The sequence below is a fragment of the Micromonospora sp. AMSO12t genome, from assembly GCF_008806585.1.
Classification (GTDB): Bacteria; Actinomycetota; Actinomycetes; order Mycobacteriales; family Micromonosporaceae; genus Micromonospora; species Micromonospora reichwaldensis.
The window spans coordinates 1-22,527 of the sequence record NZ_WAAS01000094.1 but is presented as its reverse complement, the minus strand read 5'-3'; the positions used below and the strand labels follow the sequence as shown (position 1 = coordinate 22,527).

Here is a 22,527-nt window from a genome sequence, read left to right as displayed (position 1 = left end):
GGATCCAACGGCAGGTACACCCCACCCGCCTTGTGCACCGCCAACATCCCCACGACCTGCTCCACCGACCGGTGCGCACACACCCCGACCAGCGCCTCCGGCCCCACCCCCAGCTCCCGCAGGTGGTGCGCCAACCGGTTCGCCCGGCCGTTGAGCTGCCCGTACGAGAACGACACGCCCTCGGCCGTGATCGCCACCGCGTCCGGCCGCCGCGCCGCCTGCGCCTCGAACGCCGCCGGCACGTACCCGCCGACCTCGACGGTCCGGCCCGGGGCGAACCGGGCGATCTCCTCGCGCTCCCCGGCCGGCAGGCGCGGCGCCGCCGCGTCCCCGTCCGGGTCGGTCACCATCGCCGTCAGCACCTCGCGGAACATCGCCCCGATCCGCACCAGGGCGGCCGGGTCGGCGGTCCGGCTGTCGCTGACCAGGCGGACGGTGCCGCCGCCCGCCCCGACCGACAGGCCGAACTCGGTGGCCCCGGGCCCGCCGACCTCGACGAGGTCCGTGCCGGCACCGGGCGCCCCGGCCACCGCGCCGCCGTCCTGCCGGGTCTCCACGTAGCCGAAGACGACGTCGATCGGCCGGGACCCGGCGTCGGCCAGCCGCGCCACGGCCGGCAGCGGGTAGCGCCGGTGCGGCCACAGCTCCACCTCGCGGTCGAAGACCGACCGCACCAGCTCCCGCCACGTCCCCGCCGCGGCGGCGTGCGGGAACGGCAGCACGTTGATGTACATCCCGTGCACCCGCTCCGCGCCCCGCACCTCCGGCCGCGCGTCGCACACCAGGCCCGTGTAGAAGGCGGACCCGCTGGTGAGCTGGCTCATCACCTTCAGGTGCGCGGCGTGCAGCACCGCCTTGACCGAGGTGTTGGTGTCGCTGGCGAGGCGCCGGAGCGCCGCGTCCAGGTCGTTGACGTCCACCGTGTACCGGCAGACCGCCGCCGCGCCGGACCGGTCGCCGAAGGCGTCCGGGAGGGTCAGCTTCGGCCGCCCGGTCACCACCGCCCGCCAGTGCTCGGCGGTCTCCGGCGAGCGCAGCGCCGCCAGCTCCCCGGCGACGTGGTCGGCGTACCGGACGGCGGGGGGCTCGTCCTGTTTCGGCGCCCCGCCGCGGCTGCGCCGGGCGTACTCGCCGAGCAGCTCGGCGAGCAGGGCGTTGAGGTCCCAGCCGCCCGTCACGAGGTGACTCACGGCGAGGGTCAGCCACCAGGCGCCGGCGTCGTCGGCGTGCGCGGCGACCCGCAGCAGCGCGGCATCCGAGTCCAGGTCGAAGGGGGTACGCCGCTCGGCGGCCAGGTGCTCCTCGTGATCCGCGGCCGGGTGCACGGCGACCGGCACGGCGACGCTCGCGCGCACCAGCTGCATCGGCACCGAGTAGCCCGTCAGGTCGACCGAGGTGCGCAGCGTCTCGTGCCGGGCGACCAGCGCGTCGACCGTCGCCTGGAGCGCGCGGGCGTCGAACGGCCGCCCGTCGTCGACCCGGATCGACTGCACGATGTGGTACAGCGACCTCTCGGGGTCCTTCTGGATCTCCACGGCCATGCCGACCTGCGCCTGCGTCGCCGGGTACGCGTCGACCAGGCCGCCGGGCAGCCTGGCCTGGTCGGCGGCGTCGATCAGCGCGTACGGCTCGACGGGGCGAAAGGCCCCCTCCTTGGGGGTGTCGGCCTCGGCGAGCGCGGTGACCAGACGGCGGATCGTGCGGTGCGCGAAGATGTCCCGCACGGTGACGTCGTGGCCGGCCGCGCGCAGCGACCCGACCAGGGTCACCGCCGTCATCGAGTCACCGCCCAGGTCGAAGAAGCTCTCGGTGACGCTGACCCGGTCGAGGTCGAGCACCCACGACCAGACGCCGGCCATCGCCGACTCCACCGGGCCGTTGGGCCGCTCGTAGCGGCCCCGGGCGTAGGACCGCGCGTCCGGCGCCGGCAGTTGCCGCCGGTCGACCTTGCCGTGCGGGTCCACGGGAACGGCGTCGATCGTGACGTACGCGGCCGGCACCGTCGCCTCGGGCAGCTCGGCCAGCAGCCGTTCGCGCAGCTCACCGGGGGTGGGCGCGGGCCCGCCGTCGGTGACGAGGTAGCCGACCAGGGTGCGCCGGCCGTCCTGCTCGCGGACCGCGGCGACCGCGTCGGTCACCCCGGGGCAGCCGCGCAGGGCCGTCTCGATCTCCCCCAGCTCGATGCGTACGCCGTGCAGCTTCACCTGCGAGTCGATGCGCCCCAGGAAGTCGACGGTGCCGTCGGGCCGCCACGCCGCCGCGTCCCCGGTGCGGTACAGCCGCGACCCGGGCGCGCCGTACGGGTCCGGCACGAACCGCTGCGCGGTCGTTCCGGGCGCCCCGAGGTAGCCCCGGGCCAGCCCCGTCCCGCCGATGCACAGCTCGCCGCGCACCCCGACCGGCACCGGTTGCAGGTGCTCGTCGAGCACCCGGACGGTGAGGTTGGTGAACGGGGTGCCGAGCGGCACCCGGGACAGTCCGGCCAGGGCGTCGGTGGTGCAGAGCCAGCTCGTGACGTCGACCGTGGTCTCGGCCGGGCCGTACGTGTTGTGCAGCTCGCAGCCGGGCAGCGCGGCCAGGAACGCCCGCGCCACGTCGACGGCGATCTCCTCGCCGCCGACGGCCACCGACCGCAGCGACCGGCAGCCGCCGATCCCCTCGGCCAGCAGCGCGGACAGCATGCTCGGCACCAGCTCGACGGCGGTGACGCCCTCGCGGACGATCAGCTCCCGCAGGTACGCGGGGTCGCGGTGCCCGCCGGGGCGGGCCACCACGATCCGGGCGCCCGCCGACAGGGCCGCGTAGACCTCGGCCGGGGAAACGTCGAAGCCGATCTCGGTCTTCTGGAGCAGCACCGCTTCTTCGTCGAGGCGGTTGATCCGCCGGCCGGCGTACGCGGAGCGGTTGACCAGCGCCCGGTGCGGCACGAGGACGCCCTTGGGTTGGCCGGTCGAGCCGGAGGTGTAGATGACGTAGCAGCCACTGTCGGCGTGGGTGACCGGCTCGGGGTCGGTGGCCGGCTGGCCCGCCCAGGCGTCCGGCTCGTCGAGCAGCACGGTGGCCGCCTCGGCCGCCGGGAGCTGACCGCGCAGCTCGGCGGTGGTGAGCAGCACCGGGGCCGCCGCGTCAGCCAGCATGAACGCCAACCGCTCCGCCGGGTACGACGGATCCAACGGCAGGTACACCCCACCCGCCTTGTGCACCGCCAGCATCCCCACGACCTGCTCCACCGACCGGTGGGCGCACACCCCGACGAGGACCTCCGGCCCCACCCCCAGCTCCCGCAGGTGGTGCGCCAACCGGTTCGCCCGGGCGTTCAGGTCCCGGTAGCTGACGCGGGTGCCGTCGCAGGTGATCGCCACCGCGTCCGGCCGCCGCGCCGCCTGCGCCTCGAACGCCGCCGGGGCGTACCCGCCGACCTCGGCGGTGCCGCCGGACGACCAGCCCTCGACCTCGTCGCGTTCGGCCGCCGGAAGGCGGACGGCGACCGCGTCGCCCTCGGGGTCGGCCACCATCGCCGCCAGCACCTCGCGGAACATCGCCCCCACCCGGGCCAGCGCGGCGGGACCGAAGGCGTGGCTGTCGCCGACCAGGTCGAGGAAGCCGCCGGCGGCGGTCACCTGGAGGGCGAACTCGGTGCCGCCCTCCCCGGCGATCGCCTCGAAGTCGACGGACTCGTCGGCGACCGCCCCGGCCCGGCGGAATTCGGTGTAGTCGAAGACGACGTCGATCGGGCGGGACCCGGCGCCGGCCATCCGCTGCACCGCCGGCAGCGGGTACCGCCGGTGCGGCCACAGCTCCACCTCGCGGTCGAAGACCGACCGCACCAGCTCCCGCCACGTGCCGGCACCCCGGGCGTGCGCGAACGGCAGCACGTTGATGTACATGCCGTGCACCCGCTCGGCGCCCCGCACCTCGGGCCGCGCGTCGCACACCAGGCCCGTGTAGAACCGCCCCTGGTCGGTGAGCTGGCTCATCACCTTCAGGTGCGCGGCGTGCAGCACCGACTTGGGCGACACGTCGAGGGTCGACGCCAGCGCGCGCAGCTTCGGCTCCAGGTCCTGGTAGCTGACCCGGGTCCGCAGGCTCTCGCGCGGGCCGTCGGTGCGGCCCCAGCCGTCCGGCGTGGTGAAGCCGGCGTACGTGTCGACGATGCCCCGCCAGTACGCCTCATCCTCGCCGCCCTTCAGCGCGGCCAGTTCGGCGGCGACGAAGTCGGCGTACCGGACGGCGGTCGGCTCCGGCGACTCGGGCACCATGCCGGCGCTGCGCCGCTCGTAGCAGCCGATCAGCTCGACCAGGAGAGTGTTCAGGTCCCAGCCGCCGGTGACCAGGTGGCTGACGGCGACGGTGAGCCACCAGCCCCGCTCGTCGGTGCGGTGGGCGGCGACCCGCAGCAGCGGCGCCGGCTGGTCCAGCGCGAAGGGCCGGGCCCGTTCCGCGTCGACGTACGCCCGCAGCCGCGCCTCGACGTCGTCGCCGGTCAGCTCCGTCACCCGTACGTCGACGGGCGCCTCGGCGTGCACGAGCTGCACCGGCACCGAGTAGCCGGTGAGGTCGAACGAGGTACGCAGCGTCTCGTGCCGACCGACCACGTCCCGCACGGCGGCCCGCAGCGCGTCGACCGAGAACGGCCGGCCACTGTGCACCCGGAAGCAGCGCACGATGTGGTACAGCGACTTGCCGGGGTCCTTCTGGATCTCCACGGCCATGCCGACCTGCGCCTGCACGGCCGGGTAGGCGTCCACGAGGCCGGCGGGCAGCGCGGCCCGGTCGGCGGCGGTCAACAGGGAGAAGGGCGCGACGGCCTGGAAGGCCGGGGCCGCCGGGGCGGCGTCCTTGGCGGAGAGGTGCCCGGCCAGGGCGGCGACCGTGCGGTGCACGAAGACGTCCCGGACGGCCACCCCGAAGCCTGCCGCCCGCAGCGCGCCGACCAGGGCGACCGCGCGCAGCGAGTCGCCGCCGAGGTCGAAGAAGCTCTCCCGGGTGCTGACCTGTTCGAGGTTGAGCACCTGGCCCCAGATCCCGGCGAGCTGGCTCTCCAGCTCGGTCTCCGGGGCGACGTGTGCCCGCTCGACGGGCACCGCCGCCTCCCAGAGGGCGGGGCGGTCGACCTTGCCGTTGGCGTTGAGCGGGATCGCCTCCACGGCGACGAACTCGGCCGGGATCATGTACTCCGGCAGGTGCTCCGCGCACCGCTGCCGGATCCGGTCCAGCAGGCCCGGCGTCGCCGGCGCGGCCGGGCGGTAGAACGCCACCAGCCGGGCGTCGCCCTCGGCGGCCGATCCGGAGACCAGGGCGACCGCGTCGGCCACGCCGTCGGTGCCCTCCAGGACCGTCTCGATCTCGCCGAGTTCGATCCGGTAGCCGCGGATCTTCACCTGGTGGTCGACCCGCCCGACGAACTCCACCGCCCCGTCGGGCAACCGCCGCACCAGGTCCCCGGTCCGATACATCCGCGCCCCGGCCGCGGTTCCGGGCTCGTTGCCGGCTGCGGCGAACGGGTCGGGCACAAAACGCTCCGCCGTCAACGCCGGCTGACCCGCATAACCGCGAGCCACACCCACGCCACCGACGTACAGCTCACCGACCACACCCACCGGCGACAGTTGGAGGTCGCGGTTGAGCACGTACATCGTCATGCCCGGCAGAGCACGACCGATCGGCACCACCGGACCCGCCTGCTCCACGTCCACCGGGAAGATGCACGTGCCCACACTCGCCTCGGTCGGCCCGTACTCGTTGACCAACCCACCCGCACCCAACAACCCCAACCACCGGTTCGCCAACGCCGCAGGCAACGCCTCACCCGCGACCACCACCACCGGCGCCAACGACGCCAACGCCTCATCCGACAACTGCCGACCAAGAATCTCCAGATGACCCGGCGTCAACTTCAAGAAACTGAACGGCCCCGACGACGCCAACACCGCACCCAACTCGGCCAGATCCACATCCTGACCCACCATCACCACACGCTGACCCGCCACCAACGGCGCCCACAAATTCGGCACCTGCAAGTCGAACGCCACCGACGAGAACACCGCACAACCACCCGCACCACGCGACACCAACTCACCCGCCGCCCACCGCACATGATTCGCCAACCCCCGGTGCGACACCTGCACACCCTTCGGCCGACCCGTCGACCCCGACGTGAAAATCACATACGCCAACTCGTCGAGGTCGATCGGCCCGGGCAGGGCCGCGCGCACGGCACCGTCGGCCGTGACCTCCTCGGCGCCGTCGTCCACGATCTCGTCCACCCGGAGCACGTCGACCCCGGCGCCGGCGAACCTGTCCGCGTACCGCTGCGAGGTGATCGCGACGCGGGCGCCAGCGTCGGCGAGCATCGCGGCGATGCGACCCGGCGGGTACGACGGATCCACCGGCACGAACGCCGCACCCGCCTTCCACACCCCCACCATCGACGCCACCAGCTCGGCGCCCCGGTCCAGCAGCACACCCACCACCGCACCGGCACCCACGTCCCGGCCGACCAGGCTCCGCCCGATCGCGGCGGCGCGGGCGTCCAGGCCCGCGAAGTCGACCGACCGACCGTCCGGCTCGGACACGGCCTCCGCCGACGGCGCTTCGGCCGCCCGCGCCTCGAACTCGGCGAGGACCGAACGCGACACGGGTTCCACCGCCGACGCCCCGTCGGCCAGCACCACCGACGCCTCACCCGGAGGCAGGCACACCACCGACGCGTCACCGTCCACGTCGGCGACCATCGCCTCCAGCACCGCCCGGTACATGCCACCGAGCCGCAGGACGTTGGGGTAGCTGACCTGGTGCGGCCGGGCCAGGATGTTGAGCACCCCGCCGAGGGTGGAGACGTGCAGGCCGAACTCGCCGCTGGCCTCGTAGATGGCGTCCTCGAAGTCGACCCGCTCGGTGTCGACCTGCTCGAAGTCGAGGTAGTTGAAGAGGATCTCGATCGGCCGACGCCCGTCGCCCAGGCGCTGCACGGCCGGCAGCGGGTAGCGGCGGTGCGGCCACAGCTCCAGTTCCCCGGCGAAGGTGTTGCGGATCAGCTCCCGCCAGGTACGCGCGCCCGCGTCGTGCACGAACGGCAGCGTGTTCAGGTGCATCCCGTAGACCCGGTCGGCGCCGGTCACCTCGGGCCGGCCGTGGCTGACCAGTCCGCTGGTGAACACGGGCTCGGCGGTGAGCTGGCTCATCACCTTCAGGTGCGCGGCCAGCAGCACGCTCTTCAGCGACGTGTCGGTACGGCTGGCCAGCTCGCGCAGGTCGTCCATCAGGTCATGCAGAGGGACGCGGGTGCCGCACTCGTACTCCGGGACCGACTCGTCCTCGCCCCAGCCGGCGGGCAGCTCGAAGACCGGGCGGGCGACGACGTCCTGCCAGTAGTCGCGGTCCTCGGCCGCCGCCAGCGCCTCGATCTCGCCGGCGACGAAGTCGGCGTAGCGGACCGGGGGTGCCTCGAACGCCGCCGGTGCGCCGGTGTCGCGCAGGCTGCGGTAGTTGTCGAGGATCTCCATGAGCAGCGAGTGGTGGCTCCAGCCCTCGAGGATGCCGTGCGACATGGTCAGCACGAACCACCACGTGTCGTTGCGGCCGGCCGCCCCGGCGATGCGCATCTGCGGGACCTGGTCGGGGGTGAACGGCCGGGACCGCTCGGCGGCCAGGTACGCCCGCAGCCGGCTCTCGGCCTCCTCGTCCGTGCCGTCGCGCAGGTCGAGCAGCGTGACGTCGACGGGCACCTCGGCGTGCACGAGCTGCATCGGCACCGAGAAGCCGGTCAGGTCGAACGACGTACGCAGGATCTCGTGCCGGTCCACGACGGTCCGCACGGCCCGGCGCAGCGCGTCGCCGTCGAAGGCGTGCTCGTCGCGGATCGGGAACGCCGACACGTTGTGGTAGGTGCGCCGCTCCGAGTCGGAGAGGGTCACCACCAGCATGGCGAGCTGCACCTGCGCGCACGGGTACGCGTCGGCGAGCCCGGCGGGCAGCCTGGCCCGGTCGGCGTCGTCGAGCAGGCTGAACGGGGCGACGGCCCGGAAGGCGGGCGCCGCCTCCTGGTCGTCCCCGCCGGCGAGGTGCGCGGCCAGGGCGGCGACGGTGCGGTGCACGAAGACGTCGCGCACCGAGACCGGGTGCCCGGCGCCGCGCAGCGCGCCCACGAGCGCGATGGCGCTGATGGAGTGCCCGCCGAGGTCGAAGAAGCTGTCCCGGGTGCTGACCTGTTCCAACTGGAGCACCTGGCCCCAGATCTCCGCCAGCCGCTCCTCCAGCTCGGTCGCCGGGGCGACGTGCTGCCGCTGCGCGGGCACCGCGGTGTCCCACAGGGCGGCCCGGTCGACCTTGCCGTTGGCGTTGAGCGGGATCGCCTCCACGGCGACGAACTCGGCCGGGACCATGTACTCCGGCAGGTGCTCCGCGCACCGCTGCCGGATCCGGTCCGCCAGCTCCGTGGCCGGCGCGGCCGGCCGGTAGAACACCACGAGCCGGTCCGACTCGCCGACCAGGGCGACCGCGTCGCCGACGCCGTCGGTGCCCTCGACGACCGCTTCGATCTCGCCGAGTTCGATCCGGTAGCCGCGGATCTTCACCTGGTGGTCGACCCGCCCGACGAACTCCACCGCCCCGTCGGGCAACCGCCGCACCAGGTCCCCGGTGCGGTACATCCGCGCCCCGGCCGCGGTTCCGGGCTCGTTGCCGGCTGCGGCGAACGGGTCGGGCACGAACCGCTCGGCCGTCAGCGCCGGCTGACCCGCGTAGCCCCGGGCCACACCCACGCCGCCCACGTACAGCTCGCCGACCACACCCACCGGGGCAAGGTGCAGGTCCCGGTTGAGCACGTACATCGTCATGCCCGGCAAGGCCCGGCCGATCGGCACCACCGGACCCGCCTGCTCGGTCTCCACCGGGAAGATGCACGTGCCCACACTCGCCTCGGTCGGCCCGTACTCGTTGACCAGACCGCCCGCACCCAACAACCCCAACCACCGGTTCGCCAACGCCGCAGGCAACGCCTCACCAGCGACCACCACCACCGGCGCCAACGACGCCAACGCCTCATCCGACAACTGCCGACCAAGAATCTCCAGATGACCCGGCGTCAACTTCAAGAAACTGAACGGCCCCGACGACGCCAACACCGCACCCAACTCGGCCAGATCCACATCCTGACCCACCATCACCACACGCTGACCCGCCACCAACGGCGCCCACAAATTCGGCACCTGCAAGTCGAACGCCACCGACGAGAACACCGCACAACCACCCGCACCACGCGACGCCAACTCACCCGCCGCCCACCGCACATGATTCGCCAACCCCCGGTGCGACACCTGCACACCCTTCGGCCGACCCGTCGACCCCGACGTGAAAATCACATACGCCAACTCGTCGAGACCCGTGGCGCGCACCGGCAGGGGAACGTCCGTCTCCCCGATGTCCTCGACGCGCACGACCTCCACGTCGACCGGGGCGAACCGGTCGGCGTACCGCTGCGAGGTGATCGCGACCCGGGCGCCCGCGTCGGCGAGCATGGCCGCGATGCGGCCCGGCGGGTACGACGGATCCACCGGCACGAACGCCGCACCCGCCTTCCACACCCCCAGCATCGACGCCACCAACTCGACGCCCCGGTCCAGCAGCACACCCACCACCGCACCGGCACCCACACCCCGGGCGGCCAACCAGCGGGCGACCTGCCCGGCCCGGGCGTCCAGCCCCGCGAAGTCGATCCCCGCGCCGCCCGGCACCGACACCGCCTCCGCCGACGGCGTCTCCGCCGCCCGCGCCTCGAACTCGGCCAGCACCGAACGCGACAACGGCGCCACCGCCGACGCCCCGTCGGCCAGCACCACCGACACCTCACCCGGAGGCAGGCACACCACCGACGCGTCACCGTCCACGTCGGCCACCATGGCCTCCAGCACCGCCCGGTACATGCCACCGAGGCGGGCGACCTGCGGCACGCCGAGGTGGCGCAGGTTGGCCTCCAGCGTGAGGAAGCCGAGCCGGCTGATCACGCCGAGCGGGAACTCGTTGGGGCTGTCGTCGATCGAGTCGGCGTAGTCGATCTCGTCGGTGTCGATCTGGTGGAAGTCGTGGAAGCTGAACCGGACGTCCAGCATCCGGCCGCCGTCGCCGACCTCCCGCTGGAGCACCGGCAGCGGGTACCGGCGGTGCGGCCACAGCTCCAGCTCCCCGGCGAACGTCCGCCCGATCAGCTCCCGCCAGGTCCGCGCGCCCGCGTCGTGCACGAACGGCACCGTGTTCAGGTGCATGCCGTAGACGCGGTCGGCGCCGGCGACCTCGGGGCGGATGTTGGACACCAGCCCGGTGAAGAACGACCCCGACCCGGTGAGCTGACTCATCACCTTCAGGTGCGCGGCCAGCATCACCGACTTGAACGGCACGCCGGTCTGGCGGGCCAGCGCCCGCAGGCCCGGCTCCAGGTCGTGCAGCGGCACCCAGTGGTCGTACTGGGCGCCGTCGGCGGCGGTCGGGTCGCCCCAGCCCTCGGGCAGCACGAACCGGTCCCGGCCGGCGACCCGGTCGTGCCAGAAGGCGCGGTCCGTCCCCTCGCCGGTGGAGCGCAGCTCGGCGGCGACGGCGTCGGCGAAGCGCACCGGCGGCGCCGGGCGCGGTTCGACCGGCAGCCCGTCGCGGATCCGGTGGTACGCGCCGACCAGCTCCATCATCAGCGAGTGGTAGCTCCAGCCGTCCATGATCGGGTGGCACTCGGTGAGGGTGAGCCACCAGCTCCCGTCGGCGCAGACGCGCGCGTGCAGCCGGAACAGCGCCGGCTCGCCGAGGTCGAACATGTCGGCCCGCTCGGCGGCGATGAAGTCGCGCAGCTCCCGCTCCAGGCCGGCCCGGTCGTCGGCCTGCGCGCGGTCCATGCCGACCCGCATCTCGGCGGTGGCGTGCACGAGCTGCATCGGTACCGAGTAGCCGGTCAGGTCGAACGAGGTGCGCAGCACCTCGTGCCGCCGCACCAGCAGTGCGGCGGCCTCCCGGAACGCGTCGAGCGAGAACTCGCCGGCGTCGGGGATGCGGTAGGTGGTGGCGTTGAGGTAGTGGTTGTGCTCGTCGGCGAGCATCTCGGCGAGCATGCCGAGCTGCACCTGCGTGCACGGGTAGGCGTCGACGACGCCGTCGGGCAGCGCGGCCCGGTCGGCCTCGGAGATCAGCGCGAACGGCTCGGCGGCCGGCTCCGGCGCGGCCGGCGCGGGGCGTCCGGTGAGGAACTCCGCCAGCTCGGCGATGCTGCGGCGCTCGAAGAGGTCGCGCACCTGTACGTCGAAGCCGGCGGCCCGGATGGCGGCGGCGAGCGCCACGGCGCGGATCGAGTCGCCGCCGACGTCGAAGAAACCGTCCTCGACGCCGACCCGCTCCAGGCCGAGCAGCTCGGCCCAGATCGCGGCGAGCCGCTCCTCCACCTCCGTACGCGGCGCCAGGTAGGGCCGGTCGGTGGCGGTGACGGCCCTGTCGGGTGCGGGCAGCGCCCGCTTGTCGAGCTTGCCGTTGACGGTCAGCGGCAGCCGGGCCAGCGGGACGAACGCCGAGGGGATCATGTACTCGGGCAGGGTGCGGGCCAGCGCCGCGCGCACCTGCCCCGGCCGGGGCAGCTCCGCCTGCTCGTCGACGACCGAGTACGCCACCAGCCGCCGGTCGCCGGGGGTGTCCTCGCGGACGACGACCACGGCCTCGCGCACCCCGGGCAGGGCCGAGATGGCGGCCTCGATCTCGCCCAGCTCGACCCGGTAGCCCCGGATCTTCACCTGGTCGTCGATGCGGCCGACGAACTCCAGGCTGCCGTCGGCGCGCCGGCGGGCCAGGTCGCCGCTGCGGTAGAGGCGGGCGCCGGGCGGGCCGAACGGGTCGGGCACGAACCGCTGGGCGGTCAGCTCGGGCCGGTTCAGGTAGCCCCGGGCCACGCCGGGCCCGCCGACGTGGATCTCGCCGGTGACGCCGACCGGGACCGGGTTGCCGTACGGATCGAGCAGGTGGATGCTCAGGTCGGCCAGCGGGACGCCGACCGGGTTGGCGGTGCCGGTCAGGTCGTCGGGGCGCACCTCGTAGTAGGTGGCGTGCACGGTGATCTCGGTGATCCCGTAGAGGTTCAGCAGCCGGGGCGCGGCCAGCCCGCGCCGGGCCACCCAGGGGACGAGGTCGCCGTACTCCAGCTTCTCCCCGGCGAAGATGACCGCGCGCAGCGCGAGCCGGTCGACGCGGGGGTCGCCGTCGCGGGCCAGCCCCACCAGGCCGCGGAAGGCCGTCGGGGTCTGGTTGAGCACGGTGACCTGTTCCTCGACCAGCAGGTCGAGGAGGTCGCCGGGGGAACGGGTGACCTCGCGGGGCACGACCACCAGCCGGCCGCCGTGCAGCAGCGCGCCCCACAGCTCCCACACCGACACGTCGAAGGCGTACGAGTGGAACAGCGGCCACACGTCGGCGGGGCCGAAGTTGAGGTCGTCCTGCGCCACGGTCGTCAGGCGCAGCACGTTGGCGTGGGTCAGGTACACGCCCTTGGGGCGGCCGGTCGACCCGGAGGTGTAGATGACGTAGATCAGGTTTTCGGGGTCGACGGCGACGCCCGGGTCGGTGCCGGGGCGCCCGGCGATCTCCCCGGCGTGCCCGGGGTCGTCCAGCACCACCACGACGCCGTCGAAGTCGGCGAACCGCGCCCGGTGGGCCTCGGTGGTCACCACGATCCGCGCCGCGGCATCGGTCAGCATGAAGTCGAGCCGGTCGGCGGGGACGCCGGGCTCCACCGGCAGGTACGCCGACCCGGACTTCAGCACGCCCAGCAGGGTGGAGACCAGCTCCGCGCGGCGGTCCAGGCAGACCGCCACCAGCCGCTCCGGGCCGGCGCCGAGGGCCCGCAGGTGGTGCGCCAGCCGGTTCGCGGTGGCGTCCAGTTCGGCGTACGTCCAGCGTCGCGCGCCGTCCACGACGGCGGTCGCGTCGGCGTGGGCGGCGGCGGTGGCGGCGAAGACGCCGTGCACCGTGCCGGTCACCGGCGTGGCGGGGCGGGCCGGGGCGCGGGTCGCCGCCGCGAGCTCGGCGTCGTCGAGGATGCGCAGCTCGGAGATCCGGGCGTGCGGGTCGGCCCCGACGTGCTCCAGCAGCCGGCCGAGGTGGTCGGCCATCCGCCGCACGGTGGCGTCGTCGAACAGCGCGGTCGCGTACTCCAGGTGCCCGCGCAGGCGGCCGTCGGCGCCCTCGACGACGTGCAGTTGCAGGTCGACCTTGGCGACCCGGGTGGGCAGCCAGAGCGTCTCGGCGGCGAGGCCCGCCGGCCAGGCGCCGCCGGGAGCGTCGTCGCCCAGGGTGAAGGCGACCTGGTAGAGCGGGGTGCGGGACAGGTCCCGTTCCGGTTCGAACTCGTCGACCAGCAGCGCGAACGGCACGTCGGCGTGGGCGAAGGCGTCGCGCACCGTGGCGCGGGTGCCGCGCAGCAGGTCGGCGAAGGTGGGGTCCCCCGTCCAACTGCCCCGCAGGACGAGGTTGTCGATCCCGTACCCGACCAGGTTGCGCAGCTCGGCGCGGTCGCGCACGGACGTCACGCTGCCCACGGGGATGTCGGTCCGGCCGGTGTGGCGCGACAGCAGCGCCTGGAAGGCGGTGAGCAGGGTGACGAAGAGGGTGGTCTCCGCGCCGCGGGCGATCTCTCGCAGCGCGGCGGAGAGGTCGGCGGAGAGCGCGAACGGGACCGACGCGCCCCGCCAGTCGCGCACGCGGGGCCGGGGCCGGTCGGCGGGCAGCTCCAGCGGGGCGATGCCGGCGAGGCGGTCGCGCCAGTGCTCCAGGTGCCGCTTCAGCGGCTCGCCGCGCAGCCGGTCGCGCTGCCACGCGGCGAAGTCGGCGAACTGCACGGCCGGCGGCGTCAGCGGCGAGGACTCGCCCCGGACGTACGCGCCGTACAGCTCGGCCAGGTCGCCGAGGAGCACCGCCGTGGAGGGCGCGTCGCAGGCGATGTGGTGGAGCACCAGCACCAGCAGGTGCTCGGCCTCGTCCAGGCGCAGCAGCGTCGCCCGTACCGGCCACTCGGTGGCCAGGTCGAAGCCGGTGGCGGTCAGCTCGGCCGTCGCCTCGGCGACCCGGTCGTCGCGCTCGGACCCGGCCACCCCGGAGAGGTCGACCAGCGGCAGCTCCTGCGGGCGGGGCTCGTCGACGACCTGCACCGGCGTCAGGTCGGCCATCGCGTACCGGGTGCGCAGGATCTCGTGCCGGGCGATCAGGGCGTCCCACGCCCGGGCCAGCGCGGCCCGGTCCAGCGGGCCGCGCAGCCGCAGCGCCGAGGAGACCAGGTACTCCGGGCTGGTGGGGTCCAGCCGGTTGAGGAACCACATCTGCTGCTGGCCGAAGGAGAGCGGGAGGTCGCCCGAGCGGTCGACGGTCGGGATCCCGGCGCGCCGACCGGCGGCCCGGCCCGCCAGCCGGCGTTGGACGAGCGACTCGCGCAGGTTGGGCTGGTTCGCGGTCGAGGTCATGCCTGGTGCTCCTTGGTCTGCCGCAGGTCTTCGGTCAGGTCGGCGTCGGACAGCGCGTCCACCTCGGCCCGGATGAGGTCCTCCACCGCGCCCGCCATCGCCTCGACGGTCGGGTGCTCGAAGACGAGCCGGAGCGACACGTCGAGGTCGAACTCCTCCTGGAGGCCGGCGACCAGCCGGCCCGCCAGCACGGAGTGCCCGCCCATGGCGAAGAAGTTGTGCCGTACGCCGACGGGCACGCCCAGCAGGTCGCTCCAGATCGCGCAGAGGCGTTCCTCGACGACCGTGCGCGGCGCGACGAGGCCGTCCTCGGTGCCGGCGGCGCCGGTCGACACGGCGTCGGAGAGCAGGTTGAGCAGGGCGGCGCGGTCCACCTTGCCGTTGGCGTTGAGCGGGATCTCGGCCACCGGCACGAGCAGGCTCGGCGTCATGTAGTCGGGCAGCAGCCGGGCGCAGTGCGCGGCCAGGTCGGGCGCCTCGCCCCGGTGGAAGGCGACCAGCCGCTCCTCGTGGACGACGACCGCGCACCGGGTCACCCCGGGGTGTTCCTCGACGACGGCGCGGATCTCGCCGAGTTCGATGCGGTAGCCGCGCACCTTCACCTGGTCGTCGGCCCGGCCGACGAAGTCCATCACCCCGTCGGGGCGCATCCGGACCAGGTCCCCGCTGCGGTACAGCCGGCTGCCCGGCGGCCCGTACGGGTCGGGCACGAACCTCTCCGCGGTGAGGTCCGGCCGGCCGGCGTACCCGGTGGCCAGGCACTCCCCGCCGATGTACAGCTCGCCGACGACCCCGACCGGGAGCAGCCGCAGCGCGTCGTCGAGCACCCGGACGGTGGTGTTCGCCATCGCCCGGCCGATCGGCACGATGTCGGTGGTCTGCGGCGTCTCGACCGGGTGGGCCGTCATGATGACGGTGGTCTCGGTCGGCCCGTAGCTGTTGGTGAGGCCACCCGGCCCGAGCCGGTCCAGCCACCGGTTGGCGGTCTCCTTGCGCAGCGCCGCGCCGGCCGTCCAGATCAGGCCGGAGAGCTGACCCGCCTGCTCGTCGTCGAGCTGCTCGGTGAGCAGTTCCAGGTGCGGCGGGGTCATGATGAACCGGTCGAACGGGCCGGCCTTGACGAGCAGGGCGCCCAGTTCGGCGATGTCGAGGGCGGCGGGCAGCAGGGTCACCGCCTGACCCGAGACCAGCGGGCTGAACAGGTTGGGAATGGACAGGTCGAAGGCGATGGTGGTGAACAGCGGCGCGCCGTCGCCCCGTCCCCCGCGCGCGCCCCGGTCGCCCAGGGCCTCGGTCTCGACGGCGCAGGCGAGGAAGTTGGACACCGCCCGGTGCGGCAGCGCCACGCCCTTGGGGCGGCCGGTCGACCCGGAGGTGAACAGCACGTAGGCCGTCTCCTCCGGGTCGGTGTCCCGGTCCGGCCGGTGGGTGGGGCCGGCGCAGACCATCAGCCGGTGGGTGTCCACGTGCAGGGTCGGCACGGTGAACCTTGGCGCGTACGCCGCCTGGGTGACGCCCAGCTCCACGCCGGCGGTGGCGAGCATGTGCCCGATCCGCTCGGCGGGGTACGACGGGTCGAGCGGCAGCACGGCCGCGCCCGCCTTCCAGGCGCCGAGGATCGCCGCGACCAGGTCGACGCCCCGGTCCAGCAGCACGGCCACCACCGCGCCCCGGGCGACGCCCGAGCGCCGCAGGTGGTGGGCGAACTGGTTGGCCCGGTCGTCCAACGTCGCGTAGGTGGTGGTGAGGTCGCCGTGCCGCAGCGCCACCGCGTCCGGCGTCCGGCGTCGCTGGGCCTCGAAGAGGTCGCAGACGGTCGCGGCGGAGCGGGGCACGGTGGGCCCGTGCACCTCGTGCAGGAGCAGGTGGCGCTCGCCCGGCGAGAGCAGGTCGAGGTCGTCGAGCGGGGTGCCCGGCTCGGCCACCGCCGCGGCGAGCAGCCGGACGAAGTGCTCGGCCATCCGCCGCACGGTCGACTCGTCGAACAGGGCGGTGGCGTACTCCAGGCTGCCGGCCAGGGTGCCGTCGGGGCGGGGCCAGACGTGCATCGTGAGGTCGGTCTTGGCGATCCGGGCCGCCCGGCGCAGGGCGTCCAGCAGGGCCTCGTCGTCGGTCGACTGGCCGGTGATGCCGCCCTCCTGGGCGTTGAGCATCACCTGGTAGAGCGGGGTGCGGGAGAGGTCGCGGACGTCGACGAGGTCGTCGACCACCCGCTCGAAGGGCAGGTCCTGGTGGGCGAGGGCGGCCAGGGTCCGGGACCGCACGGCCCGCAGGGCCGCCTCGAACGGGGCTGCCGGGTCCAGGGTGCAGCGCACCACCACGGGGTTGAGGAAGACCCCGGCGATCTGTTCCGCCTCGGCGGGGCGTCGACCGGAGGTGGGCGCGCCGACGGCGACGTCCCACTGCCCGCTGTAGCGGGCCAGCAGCGTGGCGAAGCCCGCCAGCATGGTCATGAACGGGGTCGCCGAGCAGCGCCGGCCCAGCGCGGTCAGCTTCTCCGCGAGCTGCGCCGGCACCTCGAACTCGACGTGCGCCCCGCGCGGGTCGCGCTCGGCCGGCCGGGGCCGGTCCAGCGGGAGGGTCAGCTCGGGCACCCCCGCCAGGTGTTCGCGCCAGAAGCCGAGCTCCCGCTCGACCCGGTCGTCGGTGAGGTACCCGCGCTGCCAGGCCGCGTAGTCGGCGTAGTGCACCGTCAGCTCCGGCAGGTCGGGCTCCCGGCCGGCGGCGCCGGCCGCGCAGAGTTCCCGCAGGTCCCGCTCCAGGACCCCGGCGGTGGTCGCGTCGGAGGCGATGTGGTGCAGCGCCACCAGCAGCAGGTGGTCCGCCCCGGCCGAGGTGACCAGGGTGGCCCGCCACAGCGGCCCGGTGCGCAGGTCGAAGCCCCGGCCGAGCTGCGCGTCGACGAGGTCGACGAGCGGGACCTCGGCGGCGTCACGGATCGTGAGGTCGACGGGGCCGGGCGGGTCGATCCGCTGGTGCGGCTCGCCGTCGTGGGTCAGGTAGCGGGTGCGCAGCGCCTCGTGCCGGGCCTCGAGCGCGGTCAGCGCCGCCCGTACGGTGTCGTGGGTCAGCGAGCCGGGCAGGCGCAGGTAGAGCGGCACCACCCACTCGGGGCTGCCCGGGTGCAGCTGGTCCAGCAGCCACAGCCGCCGCTGGGCCGGGGAGAGCGGCAGCGCGCCGGTGCGGGGCACCGGGACCACCGCCAGCGTCGCGGGGTCGCCGTCGGTCAGCAGGGCGGCCTGCGCCTCGACGGTGCTCGCGGCGAGCAGCTCCCTCAGCTCGATGCGCACGCCGGACTCGGCGGCGAGGCGGCTGGCGAGGCGGACGGTCACCAGCGACGATCCGCCGAGCTGGAAGAGGTCGTCGTGCACCCCCACCCGGTCGACGTCGAGCAGCTCCTGCCAGAGCCGGGCGACCAGGCGCTCGGCGTCGGTGCGCGGGGCCAGGTAGGCCGTGCGGTCGGTGGTCTCGACGGGCGGCAGCGCGGCCCGGTCGACCTTCCCGCCGGTGGTCAGCGGGAACTCCGCCACCGGAACGAACACGGCCGGCACCAGTGCGTCGGGCAGCCGGTCGGTCAGGAAGGCCCGCAGCTCCGGGCTGCTCAGGGGGCGTCGGCTGGCGACGTACGCGGCCAGCCGGGGGCTGCCGCCGGGCTCGGCGAAGCCGACGACGACCGCCCGCCGGACGTCGGGGTGGGCGGCCAGCGCGGCCTCCACCTCGCCCGGCTCGATGCGTACCCCATTGATCTTGAGCTGGTCGTCGGCGCGGCCGACGAACTCCAGGCTCCGGTCCGAGCGCCACCGGACCTGGTCGCCGGTGCGGTAGAGCCGCGCGCCGGGCGGCCCGTACTCGTCCGGAACGAACCGCTCCGCGGTCAGGTCGGGCCGGTTGAGGTACCCGCGGCCGAGCCCGGCCCCGCCCACGTAGAGGTCGCCGACCACGCCGATCGGCACCGGCCGCCGGTTGGCGTCCAGCACCTGGAGGCGGAGGTTGTCCAGCGGCCGGCCGATCGGCACCGGCCCGGTGCGCTGGTCGAGGTCGACCTGCTGGGCGGTCACGTCGATGGCGCACTCGGTCGGGCCGTAGGTGTTCCAGACCCGGGTCCCGGGCGCCACCGCCAGCCGCTGGCACAGCTCGGCGTGCAGCGGCTCGCCGGCGGAGAAGACCAGCCGCAGCGTGGTGCACCTCGGCCAGTCCGGCTCCTCCGTCACCAGCTGCAGCACCGAGGGCACGCCCTGGAGCACGGTCGCCCCGGACCGGACGACCGCCGCCACCAGCGCCGCCGGGTCGCGTTCGGCGCCGTCCGGCGCGAGCGCCACCGTCGCCCCGCAGATCAGCGGGGCGAAGAACTCCCAGCCGGCCGCGTCGAAGCTCACCGCGGTCTTCTGCAACACCCGGTCCGCCGGCGACAGGCCGTGCTGCCGGACCGTCCAGGCCACCCGGTTGCCGATGGCCCCGTGGGTGACGACCACGCCCTTGGGACGGCCGGTCGACCCGGAGGTGTAGATGACGTACGCCGCGTTGTCGGGGTCGATGCGGATTGCCGGCGCGGTGTCCGGTCCGGCCGCGATCCGCGCCCGGTCGGCGTCCAGGCAGACCACGTGGGACGGCCCGGTCAGGGCGTCGTCGCGCAGGTCGGTCTGGGTGAGCACGACGTCCACCCCGGTGTCGGCGACGATCCACCGTCGCCGGTCCACCGGGTGCGCCGGGTCCAGCGGCAGGTACGCGCCGCCGGCCCGCCACACCCCGAGCAGGGCGACCACGAGGTCGACCCCCCGGCGCAGGTACACGCCGACCGTCGACTCCGGACCGACGCCCAGCCCGACCAGGTGCTGGGCGAGCTGGTTGGCGCGCCGGTCGAGTTCGGCGTAGCCGACCCGTACGTCGCCGGCGAGCACCGCGGTCGCGTCGGGCGTCGCCGCGGCCTGGCGGGCGATCAGGTCCGGCAGGACGACGGGGTCGACCGTGCCCGCTCCGGCGGCCGGCAGGGTGGACAGAGGGGTGCTCATCGGGGTGCTCCTCCGGGGTGGGGGGTCGATCGCGGACGGCCGGGGGTCACGCCTGCCGTGGGCCTGTCAGACGGACGCGCCGTCCATGCGCAGGCGCAGGCTCTTCGGCCGCATGTCGGTCCAGAGCTCGTTGATCCGGCTGAGGCACTCGTCCCGGGTGCCCTCGGTGCCCTCGGCCCGCCAGCCGGCCGGCAGCGCCCGGTCGCTCCACCAGATCGAGTACTGCTCCTCGTCGTTGAGCACCACCAGGTAGCTGCGGTCGTCGTCGCTCATGTTCTCTCCCTCGTGGGTCGCGCGGTCGCCACGGCGGCGGCCGGTACGGGTGTGAAGTCGTCGATCCGCACGCCGAGGCCCCGCTGGGCCGCCGTGCGGCGGACGTGTTCGGCCAGCGCGATGTCCAGCACGCCCAACCCGAACGGCGAGACCACCACCGGTCCGTCGCCCGGGGGCAGCGCCGCAGCGCCGGCCAGCCGGCCGATGGTGGTGTGGATGAAGTCCCGGCCTCCGGTGAGCTGCTCGGCCAGGTGCAGCGAGGTCCGCTCGCGGCACACGTGGTCGGGGTCGTCGACGACGTTGCGGGCCGCCAGGATCGCCTCGGGGTGCAGGTCCCGCAGCGACAGGTGCAGGACCACGCTCCCCGGCTGGCAGGCGGTCAGCTCCAGGTGCGGTTCGCTGGCGGTGGTGGCGATCGAGACCAGCCGGTGGGCGGCCAGGGCCTGCTCGGCGCTCGCCGCCACGCTGATCGTCGTGGCCGGCAGCAGGGCCGCCGCGCGGGCGGCGAACGCCTCGGCCCGGCGCGGGTCGGTGTCGTGCAGCACCAGCGAGGCCGGCGGGGTCAGGGCCACCGTCAGGAAGCGCAGCACCTGCTCGTTGATCAGCCCGCAGCCGATCAGCGCCAGGCCGTCCGGGCGGCGCTCGGCGGTCAGCAGCTGCGCGGCGAGGGCCGCGCCGGCCGCGGTGCGCCGGGCGGAGACGACCGATCCCTCGATCACCGCCTCGGGCTGGCCGGTCTCCAGCGAGTTCAGCACGATGGCGGCGCTGGCGCGGTCCAGGCCCCGCTCGATGTTGGCCGGGAACGAGGAGATCCACTTCATGCCGGCGGCCGGCGGATCGGAGCCCAGGTACGCGGGCAGGCCGATGATGCGGTTGCGGGCGGCGTCGGGGAAGCGCAGGAAGACCGAGTGCGGCACGCTGGTGCGGCCCTGCTCGTGCAGGAGGTACGCCTGCCGGACGAGGTCGATGACCCGGGCCTCGTCGCCGTCGAGCACGTCCCGGACCACGGCATGGCCGATGATCAGCATTTTTCGCCCTTCCACAGGTGGCTGACCTCGCCGAACTGTTCGGTCACCCAGCGATCGGAGTAGATGGTGTCGAGGTAGCGGTCGCCGTTGTCCGGGAAGATCAGGACGCTGGTGCTCCCGGCGGGCAGGTCGGCCATGCGGCGCCGCAGCGCGGCCACCGTCGCCCCGGAGGATCCGCCGGCGAGGATGGCCTCCCGGACCGCCAGCAACCGGCAGCCGACCACGCAGTCGAGGTCGGAGACGTGCAGCACCTCGTCCGGCCGGGCGTTGGCGGCCAGCGGCGGCACCACCGAGGCGCCGTGCCCGGGGATCAGCCGGGGCGCGGGCGGGTGGCCGAAGATCGCGCTGCCGACGGCGTCGACCGCGACGATCCGGGTGCGGTGGCCGTTCTCGCGCAGGTAGTCGGCGCAGCCGACCAGGGTGCCGCAGGTGCCGGTGGAGCAGAACAGGTAGTCGACCTGGCCGTCCAGCTCGGTCATGATCTCGGCCATGGTCTGCCGCTGGGCCCGGGCGTTGAGCGGGTTGGTGTACTGGTCCGGGCGGTAGGCGCCGGGCACGGTCTCCACCAGCTCGCGCACGCGGCGGCGCCGGACCGCGAGATACTCGCCGGTCACCGGGTCGGGGTGCTCGATCATGTCGATCTCGGCCTGGTACGCGGCCAGCACCGCCAGGTTCTGCCGGGTGGTCTTCGGGTCCACCACGCAGATGAACCGGATCCCGAAGTACGCGCAGATCTGGGCCAGGCCGATGGCGAGGTTGCCGGAGCTGGACTCCACCACCACGGACCGTCCCGGCACCAGTTCGCCGGATTCGATCTTTCCGCGCAGCATGTTCAGCGCGGCCCGGTCCTTGATGCTCCCGCCCGGATTGAACTGTTCGAGTTTCGCGTACGCCCGGGCAGGAAATTCGGGAAACAACCGGTCCAGGCGCACCAGGGGCGTGTTGCCGACCGTGGAGAGAATTCCCTGATCCATTTCAACCCCCTCTCCGGGCTGACGGAAGGTCGCCCGCATCCGCCGTGCGGGCGCTGTGCGGCACCAGTCGACGACGGGCGCCGGATGACCGGGGTGCTCAGCTCATGCCGAGTTCGAGCAGCATCCGCTCGTCGACGTCGCCGGCCAGGCGGGCGTCGGCCACCGTCGCGGCCGGGTCGGCGCAGGCCGCGCCGAGCAGGGCCAGGTACTGGTCGAAGAGCCGCTCGACGGTGGCGCGGTCGAGCAGGTCCCGGTCGTAGTTGAACTCGGTACGCAGGGCCAGGTCGGGCAGCTGGTGCACCGTCACGGCGAGGTCGAACTGCCCTTCGTCGTACGGCACCACCAGCTGGCGGACCCGGTGCCCGACGAATCCGTTGCTCGTGTCGGACAGGGTGTCGCCGTGCTGCCGGGTGAGCAGCGTGATGGTGACCCGCACCAGCGGGTCCCGGTCCCGGCGGGCCGCCTGGACCAGGGGGAACGGGTAGGCGGCGCGTGCCACGCCCTCCGAGAGCTGGCGTCCTGCGGCGGCGATCGCCGTCGCGAAGGTGGTGCCCGGGGTGAACGACGACCGCAGCACGACCGGGTTCACCAGCATCCCGACGACCTCCCGCAGCGCCCGCCCCCGCCGCAGCGAGACCGGGCAGCCGATGGTGAACTCGCCCTGCCCCGTGCACCGGTGCAGCAGCGCCTCGAAGACGCCGAGCAGGACCGTGAACGGGGTCACCGCCAGGGTGGCGGCCGTGGCGCGTACCTGCCGGGCGACGTC

At 74.2% G+C, this 22,527-nt stretch carries 6 protein-coding genes; all 6 read right to left on the bottom strand.

From position 1 onward, the window contains the following. Positions 1 to 14,477, bottom strand: a 14,477-nt coding sequence (locus tag F6X68_RS16065; protein ID WP_151455040.1) for a non-ribosomal peptide synthetase, incomplete at its 3' end; no start/stop codon positions are given. Next, positions 14,474 to 19,486, bottom strand: a complete 5,013-nt coding sequence (locus tag F6X68_RS16060; RefSeq protein WP_151455039.1) for a non-ribosomal peptide synthetase — start codon at positions 19,484 to 19,486, stop codon at positions 14,474 to 14,476. The genes F6X68_RS16065 and F6X68_RS16060, both read right to left, overlap by 4 nt. 66 nt (positions 19,487 to 19,552) lie before the next feature. Next, positions 19,553 to 19,759 carry an MbtH family NRPS accessory protein gene (locus F6X68_RS16055; protein ID WP_121401347.1) on the bottom strand — a complete coding sequence of 69 codons (207 nt, stop codon included), beginning with the start codon at positions 19,757 to 19,759 and terminating at the stop codon, positions 19,553 to 19,555. Continuing rightward, positions 19,756 to 20,787, bottom strand: a complete 1,032-nt coding sequence (gene sbnB, locus F6X68_RS16050) for a 2,3-diaminopropionate biosynthesis protein SbnB (protein WP_151455038.1) — start codon at positions 20,785 to 20,787, stop codon at positions 19,756 to 19,758. The genes F6X68_RS16055 and sbnB overlap by 4 nt, the downstream gene beginning before the upstream one ends. Further along, the gene (sbnA, locus tag F6X68_RS16045; protein ID WP_151455037.1) at positions 20,781 to 21,761 is read right to left on the bottom strand and encodes a 2,3-diaminopropionate biosynthesis protein SbnA; all 981 of its coding nucleotides are present in this window, start codon (positions 21,759 to 21,761) and stop codon (positions 20,781 to 20,783) included. The genes sbnB and sbnA overlap by 7 nt, the downstream gene beginning before the upstream one ends. A 97-nt stretch (positions 21,762 to 21,858) precedes the next feature. Further along, on the bottom strand, positions 21,859 to 22,527 hold a 669-nt coding region (locus F6X68_RS16040; RefSeq protein WP_225852239.1), incomplete at its 5' end, for a condensation domain-containing protein.